The sequence below is a fragment of the Glycomyces paridis genome, from assembly GCF_004912155.1.
Lineage (GTDB): Bacteria > Actinomycetota > Actinomycetes > Mycobacteriales > Micromonosporaceae > Glycomyces > Glycomyces paridis.
In genome coordinates, this window is the sequence record NZ_STGX01000002.1 from 304,509 (window position 1) to 325,368 (window position 20,860).

The window sequence follows — 20,860 nt, forward strand, 5'->3', positions numbered from 1 at the left end:
CTGCTCGAACCGGCCGGTTCTTGTCGGACCCCCGCGCGAATCTGGGCGATAGCTTCCTTCCCCTCTCGGGAGGGTGGGGGTTGGGGATGGCAGGTGAGGTTCGGTGCGAAAACCGGCGCGGAACCGCTTCGAGACGCCTCCGCGGCGTCACTGGTATTCGTTGTCCGGGGTCGGGATGCCCGTGACCGACTCGACCGCGATGTAGGGCACCAGTTCGCCGTTGATCTCGTCGCGGCCCTGGCGGGAGGTGTACACGCCGACCACCTCGACCCACTGGTCGGCCGCGAGTTCGGGCCGCGCGCCGGCGGCCTCCCAGTCGAGGCCGATCTTCACCGGGCGCGCGTCGGCCGCGCAGCAGGACACCACCATGCGCGCCAGCTGCGGCTCGTCGCCGTCGTAGAGGATGAAGCCGCGCAACTGGATGCGGTGGCCCTCCATCGTCAGGCCGTCGTCGAAGATCGAGCGGGCGGCGTAGTCGAGGAGCGTCAGCGGCACCGGGTCGACGTCGTCGGGCAGCTCCGGGTAGCTCGACCGGCCCGCCTCGGCGCCGACCACCGTCCCGGTCCGCTCGGCCTCGTACGAACCGAGCGCGGGCGGCGCGACCAGCAGCATCCCGACAACCGGGGCGAGCAGCAGCCACGCGACCTTGGGCTCCCCGTGGCCGTCGTGCCCGTGGTCCTCGTGCCCGTCCTTGCGCTCGTGCCACGCCCCCCAGGCCGTCACCGCGGCGACCACCAGCAGGACAGCCCCGGCCGGGAGGATGAGCCAGAACGCGTACGGCTTCACATAGTCGAGGTAGTCCCCGGTCCAGGCCAGGCGGATGAGGCCGCCGCCGACCAGGAGCAGCAGGACCGCCTGCGCGTCGCGCCTCACAGCAGCACCACTCCCGCCAGGACGCTCGCGGCCACCGCCGTGCAGAACACCGCCGGGGCGAAGCGGGACGCGAACCGGCGCCCGAACGTCCCGGCCTGCATCGCCGCGAGCTTCACGTCGACGAACGGGCCCACCACCATGAACGCGAGCTTCGCGGTGGGAGAGAACTGGGTCAGGGACGCGGCCACGAACGCGTCCGACTCCGAGCAGATCGAGACCAGCACCGCCAGGACCGCCAGCGCGAGCACCCCGAGCACGGGGTGCTCGGCGATGGGGGCGAGCCAGGTCTCGGGCACGAGCGTGTTCAGGGCGGCGGCGATGGCGGCGCCGATGACGAGGTAGCCGCCTGCGTGCAGGAAGTCGTGGCGGATCGCGGCCCAGAACGCGGCCCACTTGCCGTTCTCGTGGTGGCGGTGGGCGGGGGCCTTGAGCCATTCGGTGCGGCCGAGGCGGGCCCAGAGCCAGCCGATGGTGACGGCGGCGAGGAGGGAGGCGGTGACGCGGGCGACGACCATCCTCGGGTCGTCGGGGAAGGCCACGAGGGTGGAGACGACGACGATCGGGTTGATCGCGGGAGAGGCGAGCATGAAGGTGAAGGCGGCGGCGGGGGCCACGCCTCGGCGCACGAGGGCGCCCGCGACGGGGACCGAGGCGCATTCGCAGGCGGGCAGGACCGCTCCGGCGATCCCGGCGACGGGGACGGCGAGCGCGGTGCGCTTGGGGACGACCCTGTGGAAGAACCCGGCGGGCACGAACGCGGCGATCGCGGCCGAGAGCGCGGTGCCGAGCACGAGGAACGGGAAGGCCTGGACGCAGACGGCGACGAATCTGGCGGCCCAGGCTTGGGCGGCCGGTGCGGCGAACAGTTCGACGAGGCCGGGCCGTGCGGTGAGTCCGAAGACGAGGAGCAGCGCGAGCGCCTCGATCGAGGTGGGCCCGCGCCGCTTCGGCGTCGGGGGCGGGAAGTCGTCGGGGGCGACCGGCGGGGAGGGTTCAGTGGGGGCGGTTTCAGCGGCGTCGCCGCTGTCGCCCAGGTCGCTGCTCCGACCTGGGACGGCGCTGCCGCCCGGGTCGACGCTTCCGGGCTCGGTGCCGGCCGGTTCCGTGCCGGCGAGTTCGGCGCTCACGGTCTCATTGTGCGGCATGGAGGCCGCTACGGAGGTGCCGCCTCGCGGGCCCGCCGGGATTCGGGGCCGAGCGGCCGGTCGCCTCGCACCGCTTCGAGGTGCGACCGCCGCGCGGGCGGGCGGGGACCGAACCGATTTCCACTGCGGGAGTCGGGCACTCGCAGCCGGTCCCGAGGTTCCCGGCGGGTCGGCGCACATGGGCGGGACCGGAACACGTGCCGGTTCTCATTGCAGGCGTGGGCCACTCACGTACAGCAGCGCATCGCGGAATCGTGTGAGCGGGCGGTGGGGGCGGGCGGGTCCGGAGTGACTACTCTGGTTCGGTGCAAGCGCCAACCACCTCCGAGACCGCCGCCGAACCCGCTACCGAGCCCGCGACGTCCCCCGCCGCGGCCCCCGTGAACCGCCGCCGCGTCAGCGGGTCCGCGATCTGCGCGGCGGTGCTGCGCCACCCGCGCTTCCAGGTCGTCTCGATGACGATAATCGTGCTCAACGGCGCGATCCTGGGCGCGATGACGTTCCCGGCGCTGGAGCACTCGGAGGTGCTCGTCTGGGCCGACCACGTTTGCCTGGCGTTCTTCACGTTCGAGGTGGTCGTGGGGATCGCCTCGTTCGGGCGGCGGCCGTGGCGGTACTTCGGGGAGGGCTGGAACGTCTTCGACTTCGCGATCGTGGTGGCCTCGTTCCTGCCGGGCCTGCGCGAGAACGTGACGATCCTGCGGATGCTGCGCCTGGCGCGGGTGGTCCGGATCTTCAAGTCGATGCCGTCGCTGCGGATCATCCTGGTGGCGGCCGGGAAGGCGCTGCCGAAGTCGGCGGGTGTGTTCGCACTGACCGGGCTGACCATGTACCTGTGGGCGATGATCGGCTGGATCGCGTTCGGCGACACCGACGAAGAGCACTTCGGCACCGTCGGGCGCGCGCTGCTGAACCTGTTCCAGCTGGTGGCCTTCGACGACATGGGCAACGTCATCCGCGAGAGCATGACCATGAACCTGTGGACGCTGCCGTACTACATCGTGTTCATCCTCTTCGGGGCGTTCATCCTGGTGAACATCATGATCGGCGTGGTGCTGGCCTCGATGGAGGAGGCGCAGAAACTCGACGACGAGGACGGCCAGGTCTCGGCGGACACGACGGTCCTCCTTGAGCGGATCGACCGCCTCCAGGCCACGGTCGACAAGCTCGCGGCCGAACGCGGGAACGAGCGCGGGTTCACGCCGTTCCGGTAGCGGCGGCGAGGCGGTAGGTCGAACCACCCGCGATGCGGGCGGCTAAGCGGCGCTTCCGGACTCGTCGACCTGGTTCGGGACGGCGCCGCCGAAGCGGCGGTCCCTGCGCGCGTAGATCTCGCAGGCGCGCCACAGGTCGCGGCGGTCGAAGTCGGGCCAGAGCACGTCGAGGTACACCATCTCGGCGTACGCGGACTGCCACGGCAGGAAGTTCGAGGTGCGCTGCTCGCCGGAGGGGCGCAGGAACAGGTCGACGTCCGGCAGGTCGGGGTTGTAGAGGTAGCGGGCGAAGGTCTTCTCCGTGACCCGCTCGGGGTTGAGGCGCCCGGCCTTGACGTCCCGGGCGAGCGCCGCGGCGGCGTCGGCGATCTCGGCGCGGCCGCCGTAGTTCACGCAGAACTGGAGGGTGATCTTGTCGTTGCGCTTCGACATCTCCTCGGCCACTTCGAGTTCGGAGATGACGCTCTTCCACAGCTTCGGGCGCCGCCCGGCCCAGCGGATGCGCACGCCCATCGCGTCGAGCTCGTCGCGGCGGCGGTGGATGACGTCGCGGTTGAAGCCCATGAGCCAGCGCACCTCGTCGGGGCTGCGGCGCCAGTTCTCGGTCGAGAAGGCGTAGGCCGAGAGGGTCGAGACGCCCATCTCGATGGCGCCCTCGATCGTGTCGAAGAGGGAGGCCTCGCCCATCGTGTGGCCTTCGGTGCGCTTGAGCCCGCGCTCCTTGGCCCAGCGGCCGTTGCCGTCCATGACGAGGGCGACGTGGCGCGGGACGAGCTCGCGGGGCAGCTCGGGCGGGGTCGCGCCCGACGGATGCGGCTTCGGCGGCTCGTACGTGCGGCTCACAGGACCTCCAGTTCGGCGTGACCCCCGCCGGTCCACGGCGGGCCTCGATCGTAGTCCGGCCCGAAGCCGGACCGGAATCCCCGTCCGCGCCGCAGACGGAGACGAAGGCACCGAGCGCGCAAGCGGCGCGGCAGCGGCTGCGGCGCAGTCCGCGGAGGTGTTGCGGGCAGAGGCCGCGGTGTGAACGGAGGCGCGGTGCGCAATGGTGCGGACCGAGACGCGACGCTGCCAGCGACCGCGACGCGTGATCTTCACCGCTTCGGCCGGTGCGCGAGCCCCGTTTCGTCGCACCCGCGCGCCAGCATTGCCGGTGCCGGGCGGCGCAGTCCCCACCCAGGGTGGGAGAGCGCACCCCCTGGCTCACCACGCACCGCACAACGCGCACTACGCGACGCGCCCGCCCCATCGCCTCCGAGCTTGCGCGGCGCACTCGGCCGTCGCTCAGGTGGGAGAGCGCTCGCGGCGGGCCCAACCTGCGCGCACGGAAAGAACATACGAGCCGCGCCGGGCGATCGCCCACAGCGGAGACCATTCGCGCCGAACGCTCGCGTCTGGCGCGGGCGTGTGGGCTCTGTTACGTTCGGCGCGTGGAACCTCTCAACGTCGAGCATGCCGGCCGCACCCTCCGCGGCGTCCTCCATCTCCCTCAGCCGCACCGCGAACCGGCGCCGGCGGTGGTCATGTGCCACGGCTTCGGCGGCAACCGGATGGAGTTCGGCTACACCTTCGTGCACCTCGCGAAGCGCCTCGCCGCCCAGGGCACGGCCGCCTACCGCTTCGACTTCGCCGGGTGCGGCGAGTCCGACGGCGACTTCGCCGCGCTCACCATCTCCGACCAGGTCGCGCAGGTCGAGGCGATCCTGGACGAGCTCGCGAACCACCAGGCGCTCCTGCCCGACCGGCTCTCGCTGCTCGGCATGAGCCTCGGCGGGCTCACCGCCTCCCTGGCCGCGACCCGGCGCGAGGTCCGCTCGCTCGCGCTGTGGGCGCCCGCGGCACTCGCCGTCGCGGCGAACGAGCCCGCGCACGTCCCCCACTGGGACGCGTTCGCCGACGGCGGCTACGACGACTACTTCGGGCTCCCCCGCTACCGGCGCTTCGTCGAGGACGGCTTCGCGATCGACCCGTGGGGCGAGGCCGCCGCCTACCGAGGACCGATCCTGTTCGCCGCCAGCGACGACGACGAGCACCTGCCCCCGATCGTCATGGAGCAGTACGAGAAGACGTACGGCGCCCGCTGGGAGCACCACCCGTTCACCGGCGTCGGTCACACCTTCAACGACGTCGCCGCCCGCGAGCGCCTCCTCGCCGTCACCGAGGCGTTCCTCCTGCGCTGAGCCTGATCCGGCGAAACGGCGCAAGCCGACAAGTCCGCGCTCTGGCGCGCCGCAAGCCGACAAGTCCGCGCCGCGAGTCGTCGGCGGGAGCCAGTGCGCAAAGCGGCTCGCAATGCCCTGCCTCGGCGTTCCCGCGACCTAGTGCGGCACGTACTTCAACGTGCGCAGCGGGCGCTCGGAGTGCCATTGGAAGTGCGCCGCGATGAGGCCCGCCGCCTCGGTCCGCTGGCGCGGGTCGGCGGCCGTGGCGTTCGGCCAGTCGCCTGCCTCCAGGGCCCGCATGAGGGCCAGGGACGCCGGGGCGGGCACAGTGGCGCCGCCGGGGCGGCAGTCGCCGCACACCGCGCCGCCCGCGGCGACCGCGAAGGCGCGGTGCTCGCCGTCCTTGCCGCAGCTGGCGCATTCGCCGAGCGAGGGCGCCCACCCGGCCGACTTCATGCCGCGCAGCAGGTAGGAGTCCATCACGAGGACCGGCGGCAGCTCGGTCTCGGCGAGCGCGCGGAACGCGCCGAGGGTGAGCTGGAAGACGTCGAGGTCCGGCTGGTGGTCCTCGGGGACGAGGCGTTCGGCGGCCTCGGCGATCACACACGCCGCGGTGTAGGCCGTCCAGTCCTGGCTGATCGCCCCGCCCGAGAGGTGCAGGCCGACCGCCTGCGTCACGGTGTGGAGCTCGCTTCGCCCCTCGATGAGCTGGAGGTCGACGTGGCTGAAGGGTGCGAGGCGGGCCCCGAACTTCGAGGAGGTGCGGCGCAGGCCCTTCGCCATCGCCCGGTAGCGGCCCCGCTGGCGGCCGAGCAGCGAGACGATCGCGTCGGCCTCGCCGAGTTTGAAGGTGCGCAGGACCACCGCGTCGTCGCGGAACAGTTTTCGAGTGCCGACCCCCACGTCGGAAGCTTAACGCGCGGGTACGACGGGTGCCCCGGTCCGCGGGGACGGGCGCGGTCCCGCCGACGCAAACCCGATTGACCGCCCGGCCCGGCGCCGTTACGCTCCGCGCGTGAAGATCCTCTCGGTGAACGTCGGCCGCCCCAGGGACAACCCCTGGAAGAAGGACCCCGACGCCACCTACATCGACAAGCGGCCCGTCGACGGCCCCGTAGCGGTGACCGCGCCCGGGCCGAAGGGCGACGGGTCGGTCGGGCTCGCGGGCGACCGGGTCGGGGACGTCGCGCACCACGGCGGCACCGACCAGGCCGTGTACGCGTACAGCACCGAGGACTACGCGCACTTCGCCGCGCTCACCGGCCGCGAGTTCGGGCCCGGCGCGTTCGGGGAGAACCTCACCACCGCAGGCCACGACCTCAGCGCGGCGCTCATCGGCGAGCGCTGGGCCGGGCCCGGCGGGCTGGTGCTGGAGGTGACGAGCGCGCGCATCCCGTGCGGCACGTTCCGCGGCTGGATCGCCGAGCGCGGCTGGCTCAAGACGTTCACCCGCGAGGCCCGCCCCGGCCCCTACCTGCGGGTGGTCGAGCCGGGCGAGGTCGAGGCGGGCACGGAGTTCGCGGTGGTGCACCGTCCCGACCACGGGGCCACGGTGTCGCTCCTCTTCAGGGCCTCCATGGGCGAACGCGAGCTCATCCCGGCGCTGCTGGAGGTCCCGGACCTGTCGGAGGGCGAGAAGGCGTACCTGCGCGCCCGGTACGAGCAGGGCTGACGGGCGCCCCGGCCCTCCTGCGGCCGGGGCGCCCGCGCTCAGGCCGCGGCGGGTTCGAGGGTCCGCTTGCGGAAGTGGCGGTTCGCCGACGGGGAGAACATGAGCCCGGTGGCGATGAGGACGGCGGCGATGTGGGCCGAGCGCGTCACGAAGAACGCGAGCGCGAACCGGCCGTCGCCGCCGACGGCCTCGATGAGCGGCGCGCCGTCGTACAGGTGCATCGCGGAGGGGACGACCATGGCGCCGAGGCCGATCACCGAGAGCAGCACGGCGAGGCTCGCGCGGGCCCAGCGCCGGCCGCCGGCGAAGGCCGCGATGAGCACGGCCGCTCCGATGTAGACGGCCGACCGCAGGCCGATGTTGAGGTACACGCCGGAGTCGAGGCTTGACTCCATGGCGATCTCGCTGACGGCGAGGACGGTCTCGACGATGCCGGCCGCGACGGCGGTCGCCCAGAGCAGGGTGGCTTGTCTGACGGTGTCGGGTGCTTTCATGACCACCACGGTAGGTTTCGGGCCCACCGGGAACCATCCTGCGTGCGCCCCGTCCGATGGTGGGGCACGCCCTACCGCGCCCTCAAGCGGCGAGTCGCCTGCGCCCCAACTGGTCCGCTGCGCGGATCGGTTCGGGCTGGCGGTAGTCGGGGGCGAGTTCGAGGACGAGCGCGCGGGCCGAGTCCAAAGTGGTGCGGTGCCCGGCGGAGACGTACAGGGGCTTCACGCCGTCCTGCGTGCGCAGCGCGGCGCCGACCGTCTCCTCCCCCGCGGCGATCGGGGTCCAGTCGCCGCGGCGCGGCCCCGGCGCGGTCACCGGCAGGTGCGGCGGGTTCTTGGCGACGCCGATCGCGGGCGCGTCGAGCACGACGCCGAGGTAGCAGGCGAGCCCGAAGCGGCGCGGGTGGGTGAGGCCGTAGCCGTCGCAGAGGTACAGGTCGGGCGTCACCGTGAGCGCTTCGATCGCTTCGAGCAGCAGCGGGAGCTCGCGGAAGGCGAGCAGGCCGGGAACGTAGGGGAACGCGGAGGCGCCGCGCACGACCGCCCGGTCGAGCACGGCGAGGTCGCCGCGGCGCATGACGACGGCGGTGGCGACCGCCGTGTCGGTGCCCTTCTCGTAGGCGATGTCGAGTCCGGCGACCGTGGCGGCGGGCCGCTCCTCGTCGGCGAGGACGACGCGCCCGGCCAGTTCGGTCTGGAGCGCCACCGCCGCGGCCTCGTCGGCGGGAGCGCGGGTGAGGGCGTCGCGGTCGAAGTGAGCGGGGGTCACGGCGTGTCGTCCAGGTCGGGGGCCGGGTCGTCGTAGTCGGCGCTGTCGGTCTCGAAGCTGCCGTCGCCTTCGACTTCGTAGAGGAACTCGTCGGCGCCGGGGGCGGTCTCGTCGGTTTCGAAGTCCGAGTCGAGGCCGAAATCGGAATCGAAATCGGAGGTCGAGTCGGCGTCGACGCCTTCGAGGTCGGCGGCGCCGTCCGGGGTGTCGGGGCCGAGGGACGCGAAGAAGTCCTCGCCGAAGGCGGGATCGTCTCCGGCCTCGTCGCCGTCCCAGTCGTCGGTCATCGCCGCCTCCCCGCTGCGTCTTCTCCTGCGTCCCAGCATATTGCGCCGATGCGACACGCGCATCGGCCATCGCGGGCGGCGGTGCGGGACTCCGCTGTGGGTGAACGCCCCTTGCCCGCGCGCGGCGCCCGCACCATGCTCGGGGGATGACCAACGCACCGACCGCGCCCAAGCGCGTCCTCGTCCTCGGCGGCACCGTCTACCTGTCCCGCACCCTCGCCCGGCTGGCCGTCGAGCGCGGCCACCGCGTCACCGTCGCCGCGCGCGGCACCAGCGGCGAGCCGCCGGAAGGGGCCGAGTTCGCGCGGATCGACCGCGCGAGTCCCGAAGGGCTCGAAGCGCTGCGCGGCAGGGACTTCGACGCGGTGGTCGACGTCGCGCGCGTGCCCGCCCAGGTCGGGCCGGTCCTCGACCTGCTGGCCGACCGGGTCGGGCACTGGTCGTTCGTCTCGACCATCTCGGTCTACGCCAGGAACGACGTCGTCGCCCCGGACCTGCTGGAGCCGACCGCGCCCGACTCCTCCGAACCGGCCGTGGAGTTCTACGGCGCCAGCAAGGTCGCCTGCGAGAACCTGGTGCGCGAGAAGGCCGGGGCGAAGGCCCTCGTCACCCGCCCGGGCCTCATCGTCGGCGCCGGGGACCCGCTCGACCGGCTCGGCTACTGGCCGCTGCGCCTCGCCGAGGGCGGCGAGGTCCTCGCGCCCGGCGACCCCGCCCGGCCCGTCCAGTGGATCGACGTCGCCGACTACGCGGCCTGGCTCCTCGACGCCGCCGAATCGGGCCTGACGGGCACGTTCGACGCCATCGCCGAACCGGTCGGCATGGGCGCCTTCCTCGACGGGATCGCCGAAGCCCTGCAAGGGATCGGGGTGCTCGACGGGCCGCCGCGCCTGACGTGGACGCCGCAGGAGTTCCTCACCGAGCACGGCGTCAACCCGTGGGCCGGACCGGACTCGCTGGGCATGTGGCTGCCCACCCCCGACTACGACGGGCACTGCCGTCCCGCGGCGCGGGCCGTGGCCGCCGGGCTGCGGCCCTCCCCGCTCGGCGAGACGATCGAGCGGTGGTGGCGCGCGAACGCCGAAGCGCCGCAGTTGAAGGCGGGCCTGTCGCGCGAGAAGGAGGGCGCGGTGCTCGGCGCCTGGCACGACCGCACACGCGCGTTCGCGGTCCCCGAGGACTGAACGCGAAACGGCCCCGCCGGAAGGCGGGGCCGTTCGTCACACCTGCGGCGGCGCGGGCGGCTGCTGGCCGCCGTACGGCGGCTGCGGGGGCTGCTGCCCGTACGGGGGCTGCGGCGGCTGGCCGTACGGCTGCTGCCCGTACGGGTAAGGGCCCGCGACCGACTCGTTCTTGCGGAAGAACTCGTTCGCGGCCGGGGTCGCGAGCAGCACGATCACGACGAGCGAGCCGACGATGAACAGGAACAGCGCCACCCAGTTCAGCGCGGTCGCCCACATCGGCGTGGCCTCCTCGATGGCCCGCGTCATCTCGTCGTTGAGCTCCTGGTCCTGCCCGGCGGTCATGGCGCCCCCGGCGAAGCCGATGAGCTGGCCCAGGCCGCAGCAGGCGAGCGCGATGCCCGAGAGGATCCAGCTGAGGATGCGCCCGGGCCGGTTCCCGCGGTTGACGAGCAGGCCGAGCACCAGGTAGAACACGGCGAACACGACGTAAGCGGCGACCCCGATGTACGCCCCGAACCTGATGATGTCCTCGATGCCCGACAGGTCGGTGCCCGTCAGCGAAGGGTCGCCTTCGAGGGCCTTCATGGACTCGCGGACGGTCACACCGACGACGCTGAGCGAGGCGATCCCCGACGCGACGAGCACCGCCGCGGTCAGGAACTGCGTCCACACCACGGCGCTCACCACCGTGGGCCTGGTCCTCGGCCCCTCGGGCAGGGGCTGCTGCGGGTACTGGGGCGCCGGCGGGTATGCCATGGCGGCCTCCGATTCTCAACGTGTCGGGCGGTCTCAGGCCCCTCATCGTACGGAGTCGCGGGCCCCGCCCGCCACCGCTCGGGCCCGGCGGCGCCCGCCGCCGATCAGACCTCCAGGTTCAGCCGGTAGCCGCGCTTGATCACGGTCTCCACACAGGAGCGGAGGCGGACGGCGTCGCGCAGGCGCGTCACGGCCATCTCCACGGCGTGCCCGTCGGCGCCGCGCGGGAGGTGGCCGAGGAGTTCGGCGCGGGAGAGGACGCGGCCGTTGGCGCTGGCGAGGGCGCGGATGACGGCCATGGGCGCGGGCGGGAGCTGGAACGGCTCGTCGTCGAGCAGGACCATGTGGCCGCGCAGTTCGATGCGGTGCCCGGTCGCGAGCTGGAGGCGCCGGGAGCGCTTGGGCAGGGCCGAGGCGACGGTGCGCACGAGCGAGCCCAGGCGCGCGCGCTGCGGCTGGACGGTGTCGACGCCCAGGCGCGTGAGCGGCGAGGCGGTGACGGGGCCGACCGCGACGGGGAGGACGCCGTTGTCCTCCGCCGGGGCCCGCAGCGCTTCGAGCAGGTCGGCGGCCTGGTCGCCGGCGATGCGCAGGAGCGCGTTCGCGGCGGGCGCCGAGGTGAAGGTGACCGCGTCGATCCGCCTGGCGCAGATGGCGTCCACGAGGCGCTGCACCGGCGTGATGTCGGTGGGCAGCGTCCAGCGGTAGACCGGGACGGGCACGGCCGCGCCGCCGCCCTCGCGGACGGTGCGGATGAAGTCCTCGGCGGGGTCGCCGTGGAGCTGGATGGCGACGCGCTGCCCCGAGACGCCCCGCTCGCGCAGGTACTCGACGACCTCGTCGCCGGTCTCGCTCGGCGCGGTCCACTCCTCGGTGAGCCCGGCCGCGCGCACCGCGCCGAGGGCCTTGGGCCCCCGGCACAGGATGCGGGCCTTCGCGCAGACGCGGAGCAGGTCCTCGCCCATGCCCCAGCCCTCGGCGGCCTCCAGCCAGCCGCGGAAGCCGATGCCGGTGGTCGCCACGACGAGGTCGGGCGCCTCCCTGATGAGCTCGACGGTGGCCGCGCGCAGCGCCTCGTCGTCGGGGAGCGGCACGATCCGCAGCGTCGGGGCGACGATGGTGCGCGCGCCCCGGCGTTCGAGGAGGGTCGCCAGCTCGTCGGCGCGGCGCTGCGCGGTCACGGCCACCGTGTAGCCGGTGAGCGGCGCGTGCGCCGCCCGGCTGTCGGCCTCACGGGGCGGGGCCTGGGCTGCGGCCATCAGGCGGCCGCCTTCAGCTCCGCGCCGACGCCCACGCGCACCTCGCCGCCCAGGACCTCGACGGCGTACACGTCCAGGGACGCGGACGGGTCGTCGAGGCATTCGCCGGTCTTGAGCGCGAAGGCCTGCTTGAGCAGGGGGCTCATGACGACCGGTTCGCCGGCGCGGTCGCCGACGATGCCGCGGCTGATGACGTTCGCGCCGGTGAACGGGTCGAGGTTCGACACCGCGAAGAGGCTGTCGTCGTGGAGGCGGAACACGGCCGCCTGGGTCCCGTCGGCCAGCAGGGCGGCGACGCCGCGGCCGGGGATGATGCGGTCGAACGCGCAGATCGGTTCCATCGCGATTACTTCCTTTCGGGAGTGCCGAGCAGCACCGGCTGGGTGTGCGACCGGGCGGTGGTCCCGGCCGGGAACTTCTGGCCGCGGACCTCTTCGAACTCGATCGAGGGGTCCGGGGTCTCGGGGGCGTTGACGAAGGAGACGAAGCGCTGGAGCTTCTCGGGGTCGTCGATGACGCCCTTCCACTCGTCGGCGTAGTGCTCGACGTGCTTGGCCATCATGGCGTCGAGGTCCTCGCAGATCCCGAGCCTGTCGTCCACGATGACCCCGCGCAGGTAGTCGAGGCCGCCTTCGAGGCCCTCGACCCACTTGGAGGTGCGCTGGAGCCGGTCGGCGGTGGAGATGTAGAACATGAGGAACCGGTCGATGGTGCGCACCAGCGTCTCGGAGTCCACGTCGGACAGGAGCAGGTCGGCGTGGCGGGGCGTGAAGCCGCCGTTGCCGCCGACGTACAGGTTCCAGCCGTCCTCGGTGGCGATGATCCCGAAGTCCTTGCCGCGGGCCTCGGCGCATTCGCGCGCGCACCCCGAGACGGCCGACTTGAGCTTGTGCGGGCTGCGCAGGCCGCGGTAGCGCAGTTCGAGGTCGATCGCCATCTTCACCGAGTCCTGGACGCCGTAGCGGCACCAGTCGGTGCCCACGCAGGACTTGACGGTGCGCAGGGCCTTGCCGTAGGCGTGCCCGGACTCGAACCCGGCGTCGACGAGCCTGCGCCAGATCTTCGGCAGGTCCTCGACGCGCGCGCCGAACATGTCGATGCGCTGGCCGCCGGTGATCTTGGTGTAGAGGTCGAAGTCCTTGGCGACCTGCCCGATGACGATGAGCTTGTCGGGGGTGATCTCGCCGCCGGGGATGCGCGGGACGACCGAGTAGGTGCCGTTGCGCTGCATGTTGGCGAGGAAGTGGTCGTTGGTGTCCTGGAGCGTGGCCTGCTCGCCGTCGAGGATGTGGCCGTTCGAGAGCGAGGCGAGGATCGAGGCGACGGTGGGCTTGCACAGGTCGCAGCCGGCGCCGGTGCCGTGGCGCGCGATGAGCTCGGAGAAGGTGGTGATGCCGGTGACCTTGACGATGTCGAACAGCTCGGCCCGCGACTGCGTGAAGTGCTCGCACACGGACTTGGAGACCTCGACGCCGCCTTCGGCGAGGAGCTGCTTGAGCATCGGCACGCACGAGCCGCAGGAGGTGCCGGCCTTGGTGCAGGACTTGAGCGCGGGCACGTCGGTGCAGCCCTCGTGGATCGCGCCCATGATCTCGCCCTTGGTGACCGCGTTGCACGAGCACACCTGGGCGCCGTCGGGGAGGGCGCCTTCGACCTCGCCGCCGCCGAGGAGGTCGGCGAGCGTCCCGGGGACCTTGCCGCCGACGCTGGCGCGCAGCAGGGGGTAGGGCTCGGCGTTCCCGACGAGCATGCCGCCGAGCAGGGTCGTGGCGTCGTCGGAGAGGATGAGCTTCGCGTAGGTGCCGTTCGCCGGGTCGAGGTAGGTGGTGGCGAGCGGGCCGTCGAACGCGCCGAACTGGGCGACGTCGACGCCGAGGAGCTTGAGCTTGGTCGACATGTCGGCGCCCGGGAAGGTCGCCTCGCCGCCGGCGAGGCGGTCGGCGACGACCTCGGCCATCGAGTAGCCGGGGGCCACGAGCCCGTAGCAGACCCCTTCCATGGCCGCGACCTCGCCGATGGCGTAGACGTCGGGGTCGGAGGTCCGGCAGGCGAGGTCGGTGGTGATGCCGCCGCGCTCGCCCACCTCGATGCCGCAGTCGCGGGCGAGCTGGTCGCGGGGGCGCACGCCCGCCGCGAAGACGATGAGGTCGGTGTCGAAGCTGACGCCCTCGCGGTTGGTCTCCATGCGCAGGCGCCCGTCGACGGCCTCGATCCTGGAGCCGCCGGTGCCGCAGTCGACCTTGATGCCGAGCTTCTCGATGTGCTGCTTGAGGACGCCGCCGCCGGCCTCGTCGAGCTGGCGGGCCATGAGCCAGGGCGCGAACTCCACGATCTGCGTCTCCAGGCCCAGGAGCGACAGGGCGTTGGCCGCTTCGAGGCCGAGGAGGCCGCCGCCGATGACGACGCCGTGGCGGCGCCCCGCGGCGTGGGCCTTGATGGCCTCCAGGTCCTCGATGGTGCGGTACACGAACACGCCGTCGAGGTCGGCGCCCTCCATGGGCGGCACGAACGCGTAGGAGCCGGTGGCGAACACGAGCTTGTCGTACGGGTACTCGCCGGTCGCGGAGCGCACGACCTTGGCGTCCCGGTCGACTTCGGTCGCGGCCTCGCCCAGGCGCACGCTGACGCCGTCGAGGTCGGAGGCGAGCGAGAGCTCCTCGGCGCTGACGCCGTCGAAGAACGCCGACAGCCGCACCCGGTCGTAGGCGGGGCGGGGCTCCTCGCACAGGACCGTGACGTCCCAGGACGGGTCGCGCTGGACGACCGCCTCCAGGAAGCGGCGTCCGACCATGCCGTCGCCGATGACTACCAGTTTGTCGCTCATGCTGACACCTCGTTCAATTGCTCAGCGGCCCGGCCACTGCGCCCTTGGGCGCCTGCGGCGCTAACAGCGACAGTGCTGTTCAGCCATTTGCACAGTCCGGCGACGTCTTCGGAGCAGGTACCGCAACCGGTGGACGCCTGCGTCGCCTCGGACAGGGCTTCGGGAGTGCGCGCCCCGTTGAGGAACGCGGCGCCGAGCTCCCCCTTGGTGACGTTGTTGCAGCGGCAGACCACGACCTCGTCGGGCATGGACGCCGGGGTCTCGGGGGCCACCGACACCGATTCGCCGGGGCGGCCCATGAGGAGGGTGCGGCGGTCGTGCGGCACCGGGTCGCCGGTGTCGAACAGCTGGACCACCTGGCCGACCATCGGGTTGTCGCCGAGCATGACCGCCCCGGCGAGGCGGCCCTCGGCGTCGATGACGAGCCGGGCGTAGGTGCCCCGGGTCGGGTCGGCGAAGGAGACGACCTCGTCGCCGTCGACCTCGCCCATCGCCGCGAGCTCGATCCCGGAGGCCTTGAGCCTGGTGACCAGGCGCGAGCCCTCGTAGGCCGCGTCGGGGTCCACGCCGGACAGGAGGTCGGTGACCACGTCGGCCTGCTCCCAGGCGGGCCCGACGAGCCCGTAGGGGATGCCTCGGTGCTCGGCGCAGTCGCCCACGGCGAACACGTCGGGGTGGGAGGTGCGGCACTGGTCGTCGATGACGATCCCTCGGCCGCACTCGATGCCCATCGAGGCCGCCAGCGCGGTCTCGGGCCGGATGCCGCAGGAGACGATGAGCAGTTCGCTGGTGACGGTGCGCCCGTCGGCGAGGACGAGGGTGAGGCCGTCGTCGCCGTGGAGGACCCGGGTGGTCTGGGCGTCGGTGATCGAGGCGACGCCCAGTTCGGCGTAGGTGTCGGCGAGGACCTTGGCGCCGAGGGGGTCGAGCTGGCGGTCCATGAGGTGCCCGGCGGCGTGGACGACGGTGACGTCCATGCCGCGCTTGGCGAGGCCGCGGGCGGCCTCCAGGCCGAGGAGCCCGCCGCCGAGGACGATCGCGGAGGCGCGGTTGGCGGCCTCGGCGAGGATGGAGCGGGCGTCCTCGACGGTGCGGAAGACGTAGGCGCCGGTGGGGAGCGGGTCGAGGCCGGGGATGGGGGGCACGAACGCGGAGGCGCCGGTGGCGATGACGAGCTTGTCGAAGGCGACGCCGTTGACGGTCTTGGCGTCGAGGTCGACGGCCTCGACGGCCTCGCCGAGCCGCACGTCCACGTGCTCGGGCGGGACGGGCAGGGCGATCTCGGCCTCGGTCTGCTTGCCGGCGATCATGCTGGAGAGGAGGATCCGGTTGTAGGCGGCATCGGACTCGGACCCGAAGACGGTGACCTCGACGCCGCGGCGCCCGAGTTCGCGGGCGATGCGGGCCCCCGCCATGCCGTAACCGACGATCGCGACCTTCACTCGCTGGACCTCCCGGTGCTGGACTGGCTGCGATGGCGCGGCGCCGGACCCGTGGAGTGCCCCACGGATCCGAGTGCGCCGCGCTGTCGTGGCGACAGCGCTGTCAGTCCCCGACTCGGGCTCTAGAGTCGCCCGGACCTGTTACGCGATCGAGCGACCAATGTTTCGCGTGTGCTAAGTAGTCCGCACTCTCCGCGCTCTGGGACCGGACAGCTCGTGCCCGGCGGCGGACGCGCGGTAGCGGTCAGCGAGCGAAACCGTGCAAAATTTAGGTAGAATTGTTTTACCTAAAACTCTTCTACCTTCTGGAGATAGTCTATGAACAGCAGTTTTATTGGTAGAGAACGAGAAATTCGACTTTTGCAACATCGTATTGACCGAATCTCGCAGTCCGGGCGGGGCGCGGCCGTGGCGATCCGCGGGCGGCGCCAGGTCGGCAAATCGCGGCTGGTCCAGGAGTTCTGCGACCGGGCGAGGCTCCCCTACTGCTTCTGGTCGGCCTCGAAGGGGGCGGCCCCGGCGCTGGCCGTCGAGGACTTCACCGCCGGGCTCGCCGCCTCCGGACTCGGCGGAGGCGCGCCCGTGCCCGCGGTGCGGACCGGGAGCTGGCCCGACGCGTTCGCGGTCCTGGCCACGCTGCTGCCCCAGTCGCCGAGCATCGTGGTGCTCGATGAGCTTCCCTGGGCGTCCGAACAGGACGCGGCCTTCGACGGGGCCCTCCAGACCGCTTGGGACCGCCTGCTCTCGACCAAGCCCGTCCTGCTGCTGCTCCTCGGCTCCGACCTCCACATGATGGAGCGGTTCACCGCCTACGACCGTCCGTTCTACGGCCGCGCCGACACGCTCAAGCTACTGCCGCTGAACCCGGCCGAGACGGCCGCGGCGACCGGCTTGAGCGGGGCCGACGCCGTCGACGCCCATCTGCTCAGCGGGGGCCTGCCGGGCGTGCTCCGCGCCTGGCCGGAGGGCTTGGCCGCCATGGAGTTCCTCCGTCTCGAGTGCGAGGATCCCGCCTCGCCCCTGTTCAGCGTCCCGCAGCAGACGCTGTTGGCCGAGTTCCCCACGCCCGACCAGACCAGGCGGGTGCTGGAGGGGATCGGCAGCGGCAACCGGACCCGTCAGAACATCGCCGTGGCCGCCGGCAGCGTCCAAGGAGGGCTGCCGTCGGGGGCGCTCGCACCGATCCTGCGGCGGCTCACCGTCGAGAAACAGGTGGTCGCGGAGGACGCGCCGTTGTCGACGCAGCCGGGCAGGCCCAGCGTCTTCCGCATCGCCGACCCGAACCTCCAGTTGTACTTCGCGGCGCTGCGGGACGCGTTCGAGCTCGTGCAGCGCGGCCACGCCGTGCAGGCATTCGGATCGGTCCGGCGGCACTGGGACTCCTGGCGGGGCCGAGCGGTCGAGCCGATGGTCCGGGAGTCGCTGCGGGTCGCGGGCATGCTCGGCGAACTCCCCTGGGACGGCGTCGAGGCGGTCGGCGGGTGGTGGAACCGGCAGTTCGATCCCGAACTCGACCTCGTCGGCGCCGACCGCGCCCCCGTCGCTCGCAAGGTGTTCTTCGTCGGATCGGTGAAGTGGCTCAACCGCCCCTTCGACCGCCGGGACCGCGACGCCCTCATGCGGAACGCGGCCCGGGTGCCCGGGTTCGATCCGGCCACGACCGGCCTGGTGGTCGCCAGCCGCGCCGGTCTGGACCGGGACACGAGCACCGATGGCATCGACCTGGTGTGGACCCCCGAGTCGCTCCTGCGAGTGTGGGAGACCTGAGCGCAGGGCGGGGGTGGCGCGGGGGCTTGCGAGGCCTTAGTCTGAGTCGCGTTGCAATCCGCCGGTTTGGCCGCTAAGGAGCGCTATGTCAGATAATCACCCGTTCGAGTTGCCCGTGTTCTATCTTCCGTATCCGGCGCGCCTCAACCCGAACGTCGAGACCGCCCGCGCCCACGCCCGGGTGTGGGCCCGGGAGATGGGGATGCTCGACGCGCCCTCGGAGGGCGGCGGCGTCATCTGGGACGAGGCCGAGCTCGACCGCCACGACTACGGCCTGCTGTGCGCCTACACCCACCCCGACTGCGACGCCCCCGCGCTCGACCTCGTCACCGACTGGTACGTGTGGGTGTTCTTCTTCGACGACCACTTCCTCGACGCCTTCAAGCGCACCCGCGACTCCAAGGGCGCCAAGGACTACCTCGACCGCATCCCCCTGTTCATGCCGCTCGACCTGGGCACGACGCCCGAACCGGAGAACCCGGTCGAGCTGGGCCTCAAGGACCTCTGGGAGCGCACCGCGCCGTCTATGTCGATGGCCTGGCGCGAACGCTTCCTCGTCGCCACGGTGAACCTGCTCTTCGAGTCGCTGTGGGAGCTCACCAACATCACCACCGACCGCGTCGCCAACCCGATCGAGTACATCGCCATGCGCCGCAAGGTGGGCGGCGCCCCCTGGTCGGCGGGCCTCGTCGAGTACGCCGTGGGCGCCGAGGTCCCCGCCGCCGTCGCGCACGAGCGGCCCCTCGAAGTCCTCCGCGACACCTTCTCCGACGCCGTCCACCTGCGCAACGACCTGTTCTCCTACGAACGCGAGGTCACCGACGAGGGCGAGCACGCCAACGCCGTCCTCGTCTTCGAGCGCTTCCTCGGCTACGACACCCAGCGGTGCGCCGACCTCGTCAACGACCTGCTCACCTCGCGGCTCCACCAGTTCGAGAACGCCGCACTCACCGAACTGCCGATCCTGTGCGCCGACCGCGGACTGGGCCCGGCCGAACAGCACGCGATCACCCTGTACGCCAAGGGACTCCAGGACTGGCAGTCCGGCGGGCACGAATGGCACATGCGCTCCAGCCGGTATATGAACGACGCCGCCGACCGGGTCCTGGGCGGCCCCAACGGCATCGGCACCTCCGCCGGGCGCATCGCCGCCTCCGGGCCGCGCCAGCACCAGCGCACGCCCTACCGGCAGGTCGGCCCGACCGTCCTGCCCGACATCACCATGCCCTACGAGTTGCGCCTCAACCCGCACCTCGAACTCGCCCGCGCCCACTGCGACGCCTGGAGCGCCCGCATGGGCTTCACCGAGGTCGACCCGCTCGTCCCCGGCTCCGGCGTGTGGACCGCCCGGCAGCTCGCCGGGTTCGACTTCCCGCTGTGCGCCGCCGGCATCGACCCCGACGGCACCCTCGACGAACTGTGCGAGGCCTCCGACTGGCTCTCCTGGGGCACCTACGGCGACGACTACTACCCGGCCGCCTTCGGCCACGGCCGCGACCTCGGCGCCGCCGTCGCCCAGCACCGCCGCCTGGAGCAGTGCATGCCGCTCGACCTCGCGCCCGTCCTCGCCCCGGCGAACCCGCTGGAGACCGGCCTCGCCGACCTGTGGTCGCGCACGGCCGCCAAGATGGACGACCGCACCCGCGCCGAGTTCCGCACCGCCGTCACCAGGATGCTCGAATCCTGGCTGTGGGAGCTCCACCAGGCCGGGCAGAACCGCGTCCCCGACCCCGTCGACTACGTCGAGATGGTCCGCGACACCTTCGGCTCCGACCTGACGATGAGCCTCGCGCGCCTGCGCACCGGCCGCCTCGTCCCCGACGCCGTCTACGCCTCCCGCGCCGTGCGCGAGCTGGAGGACAGCGCCATGGACTACGCGTGCCTCATGAACGACCTCTTCTCCTACCAGAAGGAGGTCGAGTTCGAAGGCGAGCTCATCAACGGCGTGGTGGTCGCCGAGGAGTTCCTCGGCTGCACCAGGGAGGAGGGCGTCGAGGTCGTCAACCGACTCATGACCGCCCGCCTGGAGCAGTTCGAGCTCCTCGCCGCCACCGAGCTGCCCGCGCTGGCCGAGGACCTCGAGCTGGACGCGGGCGCGCGGGAGGGCCTGGAGGCGTACGTGGCGGACCTGCGCAACTGGATGTGCGCGATCCTCCACTGGCACCGGGAGACCGACCGGTACCGCGAGGACGAGCTGCGCCTGGCCCGCACCGAGCGCGCCGCGGGCGCGGTCGGCGCCGAGCCCGAGGCGGCGGCCGAGGTCCCGCGGCAGGGCGGGTACCTGCGGCCGCCGTCGTGGCGGACCTACCTGCCCGAGCGGCCCGAGAACGCGGCCCCCGCGGAGGTCGCCATGCCGAACGCGAACACCGCGGCCATCATGCGGCGCTTAGCGGGCGTGCGGTCCTCCTCCTCTTCGGCCGGTTCGGCCGCGGGCTCCTCGACCGCGAGGACCTCGGGCAGCGGCCCGGGGTCCCGCGGTTCGGGGGCCTCGGACGCGGGCGGGTCCGCGGCCGGGGGCGGCGCCGGGCTCGCCGGGTCCGCGGGGTCCGGCGGCGCGGGGCTCGCCGGGTCGGCGGGCGCGGGCGGCGACGGCGCCGGCGGCTCCGCGGACGGGTCCACGGGAGCCGGCGGCGTCGGCGCGGGGGGTTCGGGCGCGGGCGGCGTGGGCGGCTCGGGCGGGTGCGGCGGCTCCGGGGGTTCCGGAGGGTGCGGCGGTTCGGGCGGCTCAGGAGGGTTGGGCGGGTGCGGCGGCTCCGGGGGGTTCGGGGGCTGCGGCGGCTCGGGCGGATGTGGCGGGTGCGGCGGCTTCGGCGGTTTGGGCGGAGTCGGGGCGTCCGGCTCCGGATGGTCCGGGTAGGTCGGATAGCCCGGGTACGTCGGGTAGCCGGGGCGCGCCGTGGTGTGCTCGGCGGCGTCCGGGTCCGGGCCCGCGTCGAACGCGAAGGCGAGCGCGGGCAGCACCGTCAGCGTCACCGCCGCGATGACCAGCGCGATGAGTCGCCTCATGAGGCC

Annotated in this window: 17 protein-coding genes and 1 pseudogene; 6 read left to right on the forward strand and 12 right to left on the reverse strand. The window is 72.7% G+C overall.

The window, feature by feature from the left end; translation table 11 throughout:
- Positions 1-147: 147 nt before the first annotated feature.
- Complete coding sequence (locus E9998_RS03510; protein ID WP_136528315.1) at positions 148-873, reverse strand: TIGR03943 family putative permease subunit; 726 nt, start codon at positions 871-873, stop codon at positions 148-150.
- The gene (locus E9998_RS03515; protein WP_420842409.1) at positions 870-1,907 is read right to left on the reverse strand and encodes a permease; all 1,038 of its coding nucleotides are present in this window, start codon (positions 1,905-1,907) and stop codon (positions 870-872) included. Before E9998_RS03515 ends, E9998_RS03510 begins: the two co-directional genes overlap by 4 nt.
- 416 nt (positions 1,908-2,323) lie before the next feature.
- Between E9998_RS03515 and E9998_RS03520 the strand changes: the two genes are divergently transcribed.
- Positions 2,324-3,232 carry an ion transporter gene (locus E9998_RS03520; protein ID WP_136528317.1) on the forward strand — a complete coding sequence of 303 codons (909 nt, stop codon included), beginning with the start codon at positions 2,324-2,326 and terminating at the stop codon, positions 3,230-3,232.
- Between the two features lie 42 nt (positions 3,233-3,274).
- Here E9998_RS03520 and E9998_RS03525 read toward each other — a convergent pair whose 3' ends face one another.
- On the reverse strand, positions 3,275-4,075 hold the full coding sequence (locus E9998_RS03525; protein ID WP_192907039.1) for an isoprenyl transferase: 801 nt from the start codon (positions 4,073-4,075) through the stop codon (positions 3,275-3,277).
- Between the two features lie 587 nt (positions 4,076-4,662).
- On the opposite strand from E9998_RS03525, the gene E9998_RS03530 reads away from it, so the two are divergent.
- Positions 4,663-5,412 (forward strand): alpha/beta hydrolase family protein, encoded by a 750-nt coding sequence (locus E9998_RS03530; protein ID WP_158299678.1) that lies wholly within the window; start codon positions 4,663-4,665, stop codon positions 5,410-5,412.
- Positions 5,413-5,550: 138 nt separating this feature from the next.
- Here E9998_RS03530 and recO read toward each other — a convergent pair whose 3' ends face one another.
- Positions 5,551-6,297, reverse strand: coding sequence for a DNA repair protein RecO (gene recO / locus E9998_RS03535; protein ID WP_136528320.1), 747 nt, complete (start codon positions 6,295-6,297; stop codon positions 5,551-5,553).
- Positions 6,298-6,409: 112 nt separating this feature from the next.
- Between recO and E9998_RS03540 the strand changes: the two genes are divergently transcribed.
- A complete protein-coding gene (locus E9998_RS03540; RefSeq protein WP_136528321.1) occupies positions 6,410-7,066 on the forward strand; it encodes an MOSC domain-containing protein in 657 nt (218 codons plus the stop codon).
- A gap of 38 nt (positions 7,067-7,104) precedes the next feature.
- Here E9998_RS03540 and E9998_RS03545 read toward each other — a convergent pair whose 3' ends face one another.
- From E9998_RS03545 to E9998_RS25780, 3 genes are all read right to left on the reverse strand, one after another.
- Positions 7,105-7,560 carry a hypothetical protein gene (locus E9998_RS03545; protein WP_136528322.1) on the reverse strand — a complete coding sequence of 152 codons (456 nt, stop codon included), beginning with the start codon at positions 7,558-7,560 and terminating at the stop codon, positions 7,105-7,107.
- 82 nt (positions 7,561-7,642) lie between these two features.
- Entirely contained in the window at positions 7,643-8,329 is a 687-nt protein-coding gene (locus E9998_RS03550; protein WP_204745226.1) for an endonuclease V, read from the reverse strand.
- A complete protein-coding gene (locus E9998_RS25780; protein WP_204745227.1) occupies positions 8,326-8,616 on the reverse strand; it encodes a hypothetical protein in 291 nt (96 codons plus the stop codon). Before E9998_RS25780 ends, E9998_RS03550 begins: the two co-directional genes overlap by 4 nt.
- Positions 8,617-8,762: 146 nt before the next feature.
- Here E9998_RS25780 and E9998_RS03555 point away from each other — a divergent pair, with 146 nt between their 5' ends.
- Positions 8,763-9,800 carry an NAD-dependent epimerase/dehydratase family protein gene (locus E9998_RS03555; RefSeq protein WP_136528324.1) on the forward strand — a complete coding sequence of 346 codons (1,038 nt, stop codon included), beginning with the start codon at positions 8,763-8,765 and terminating at the stop codon, positions 9,798-9,800.
- 36 nt (positions 9,801-9,836) lie between these two features.
- On the opposite strand, the gene E9998_RS03560 is transcribed toward E9998_RS03555, so the two are convergent.
- The 5 genes from E9998_RS03560 to E9998_RS03580 form a co-directional block, all read right to left on the reverse strand.
- Complete coding sequence (locus E9998_RS03560; RefSeq protein WP_136528325.1) at positions 9,837-10,556, reverse strand: hypothetical protein; 720 nt, start codon at positions 10,554-10,556, stop codon at positions 9,837-9,839.
- Between the two features lie 104 nt (positions 10,557-10,660).
- Positions 10,661-11,815, reverse strand: coding sequence for a uroporphyrinogen-III synthase (locus E9998_RS03565; protein ID WP_136528326.1), 1,155 nt, complete (start codon positions 11,813-11,815; stop codon positions 10,661-10,663).
- Complete coding sequence (nirD, locus tag E9998_RS03570; protein ID WP_136528327.1) at positions 11,815-12,156, reverse strand: nitrite reductase small subunit NirD; 342 nt, start codon at positions 12,154-12,156, stop codon at positions 11,815-11,817. The genes E9998_RS03565 and nirD overlap by 1 nt, the downstream gene beginning before the upstream one ends.
- 5 nt (positions 12,157-12,161) lie before the next feature.
- Positions 12,162-14,639: a nitrite reductase large subunit NirB gene (nirB, locus tag E9998_RS03575; protein ID WP_136528328.1), complete on the reverse strand. Its 2,478-nt coding sequence runs from the start codon at positions 14,637-14,639 to the stop codon at positions 12,162-12,164.
- A complete protein-coding gene (locus E9998_RS03580; protein ID WP_136528329.1) occupies positions 14,636-16,081 on the reverse strand; it encodes an FAD-dependent oxidoreductase in 1,446 nt (481 codons plus the stop codon). The genes nirB and E9998_RS03580 overlap by 4 nt, the downstream gene beginning before the upstream one ends.
- Positions 16,082-16,399: 318 nt before the next feature.
- Between E9998_RS03580 and E9998_RS03585 the strand changes: the two genes are divergently transcribed.
- Together E9998_RS03585 and E9998_RS03590 are read left to right on the forward strand one after the other, a co-directional pair.
- Entirely contained in the window at positions 16,400-17,848 is a 1,449-nt protein-coding gene (locus tag E9998_RS03585) for an ATP-binding protein (RefSeq protein ID WP_136528330.1), read from the forward strand.
- 85 nt (positions 17,849-17,933) lie between these two features.
- Positions 17,934-19,985, forward strand: a pseudogene (locus E9998_RS03590) (terpene synthase family protein); the annotation flags it as partial.
- Positions 19,986-20,860 lie beyond the last annotated feature (875 nt).

Coding starts and splice junctions, on each gene's coding strand:
- E9998_RS03560 (WP_136528325.1), bottom strand. CDS start 10,556: ATGGCATACCCGCCGGCGCCCCAGTACCCGCAGCAGCCCCTGCCCGAG.
- E9998_RS25780 (WP_204745227.1), bottom strand. CDS start 8,616: ATGACCGACGACTGGGACGGCGACGAGGCCGGAGACGATCCCGCCTTC.
- E9998_RS03565 (WP_136528326.1), bottom strand. CDS start 11,815: ATGGCCGCAGCCCAGGCCCCGCCCCGTGAGGCCGACAGCCGGGCGGCG.
- nirB (WP_136528328.1), bottom strand. CDS start 14,639: ATGAGCGACAAACTGGTAGTCATCGGCGACGGCATGGTCGGACGCCGC.
- nirD (WP_136528327.1), bottom strand. CDS start 12,156: ATGGAACCGATCTGCGCGTTCGACCGCATCATCCCCGGCCGCGGCGTC.
- E9998_RS03585 (WP_136528330.1), top strand. CDS start 16,400: ATGAACAGCAGTTTTATTGGTAGAGAACGAGAAATTCGACTTTTGCAA.
- E9998_RS03555 (WP_136528324.1), top strand. CDS start 8,763: ATGACCAACGCACCGACCGCGCCCAAGCGCGTCCTCGTCCTCGGCGGC.
- E9998_RS03545 (WP_136528322.1), bottom strand. CDS start 7,560: ATGAAAGCACCCGACACCGTCAGACAAGCCACCCTGCTCTGGGCGACC.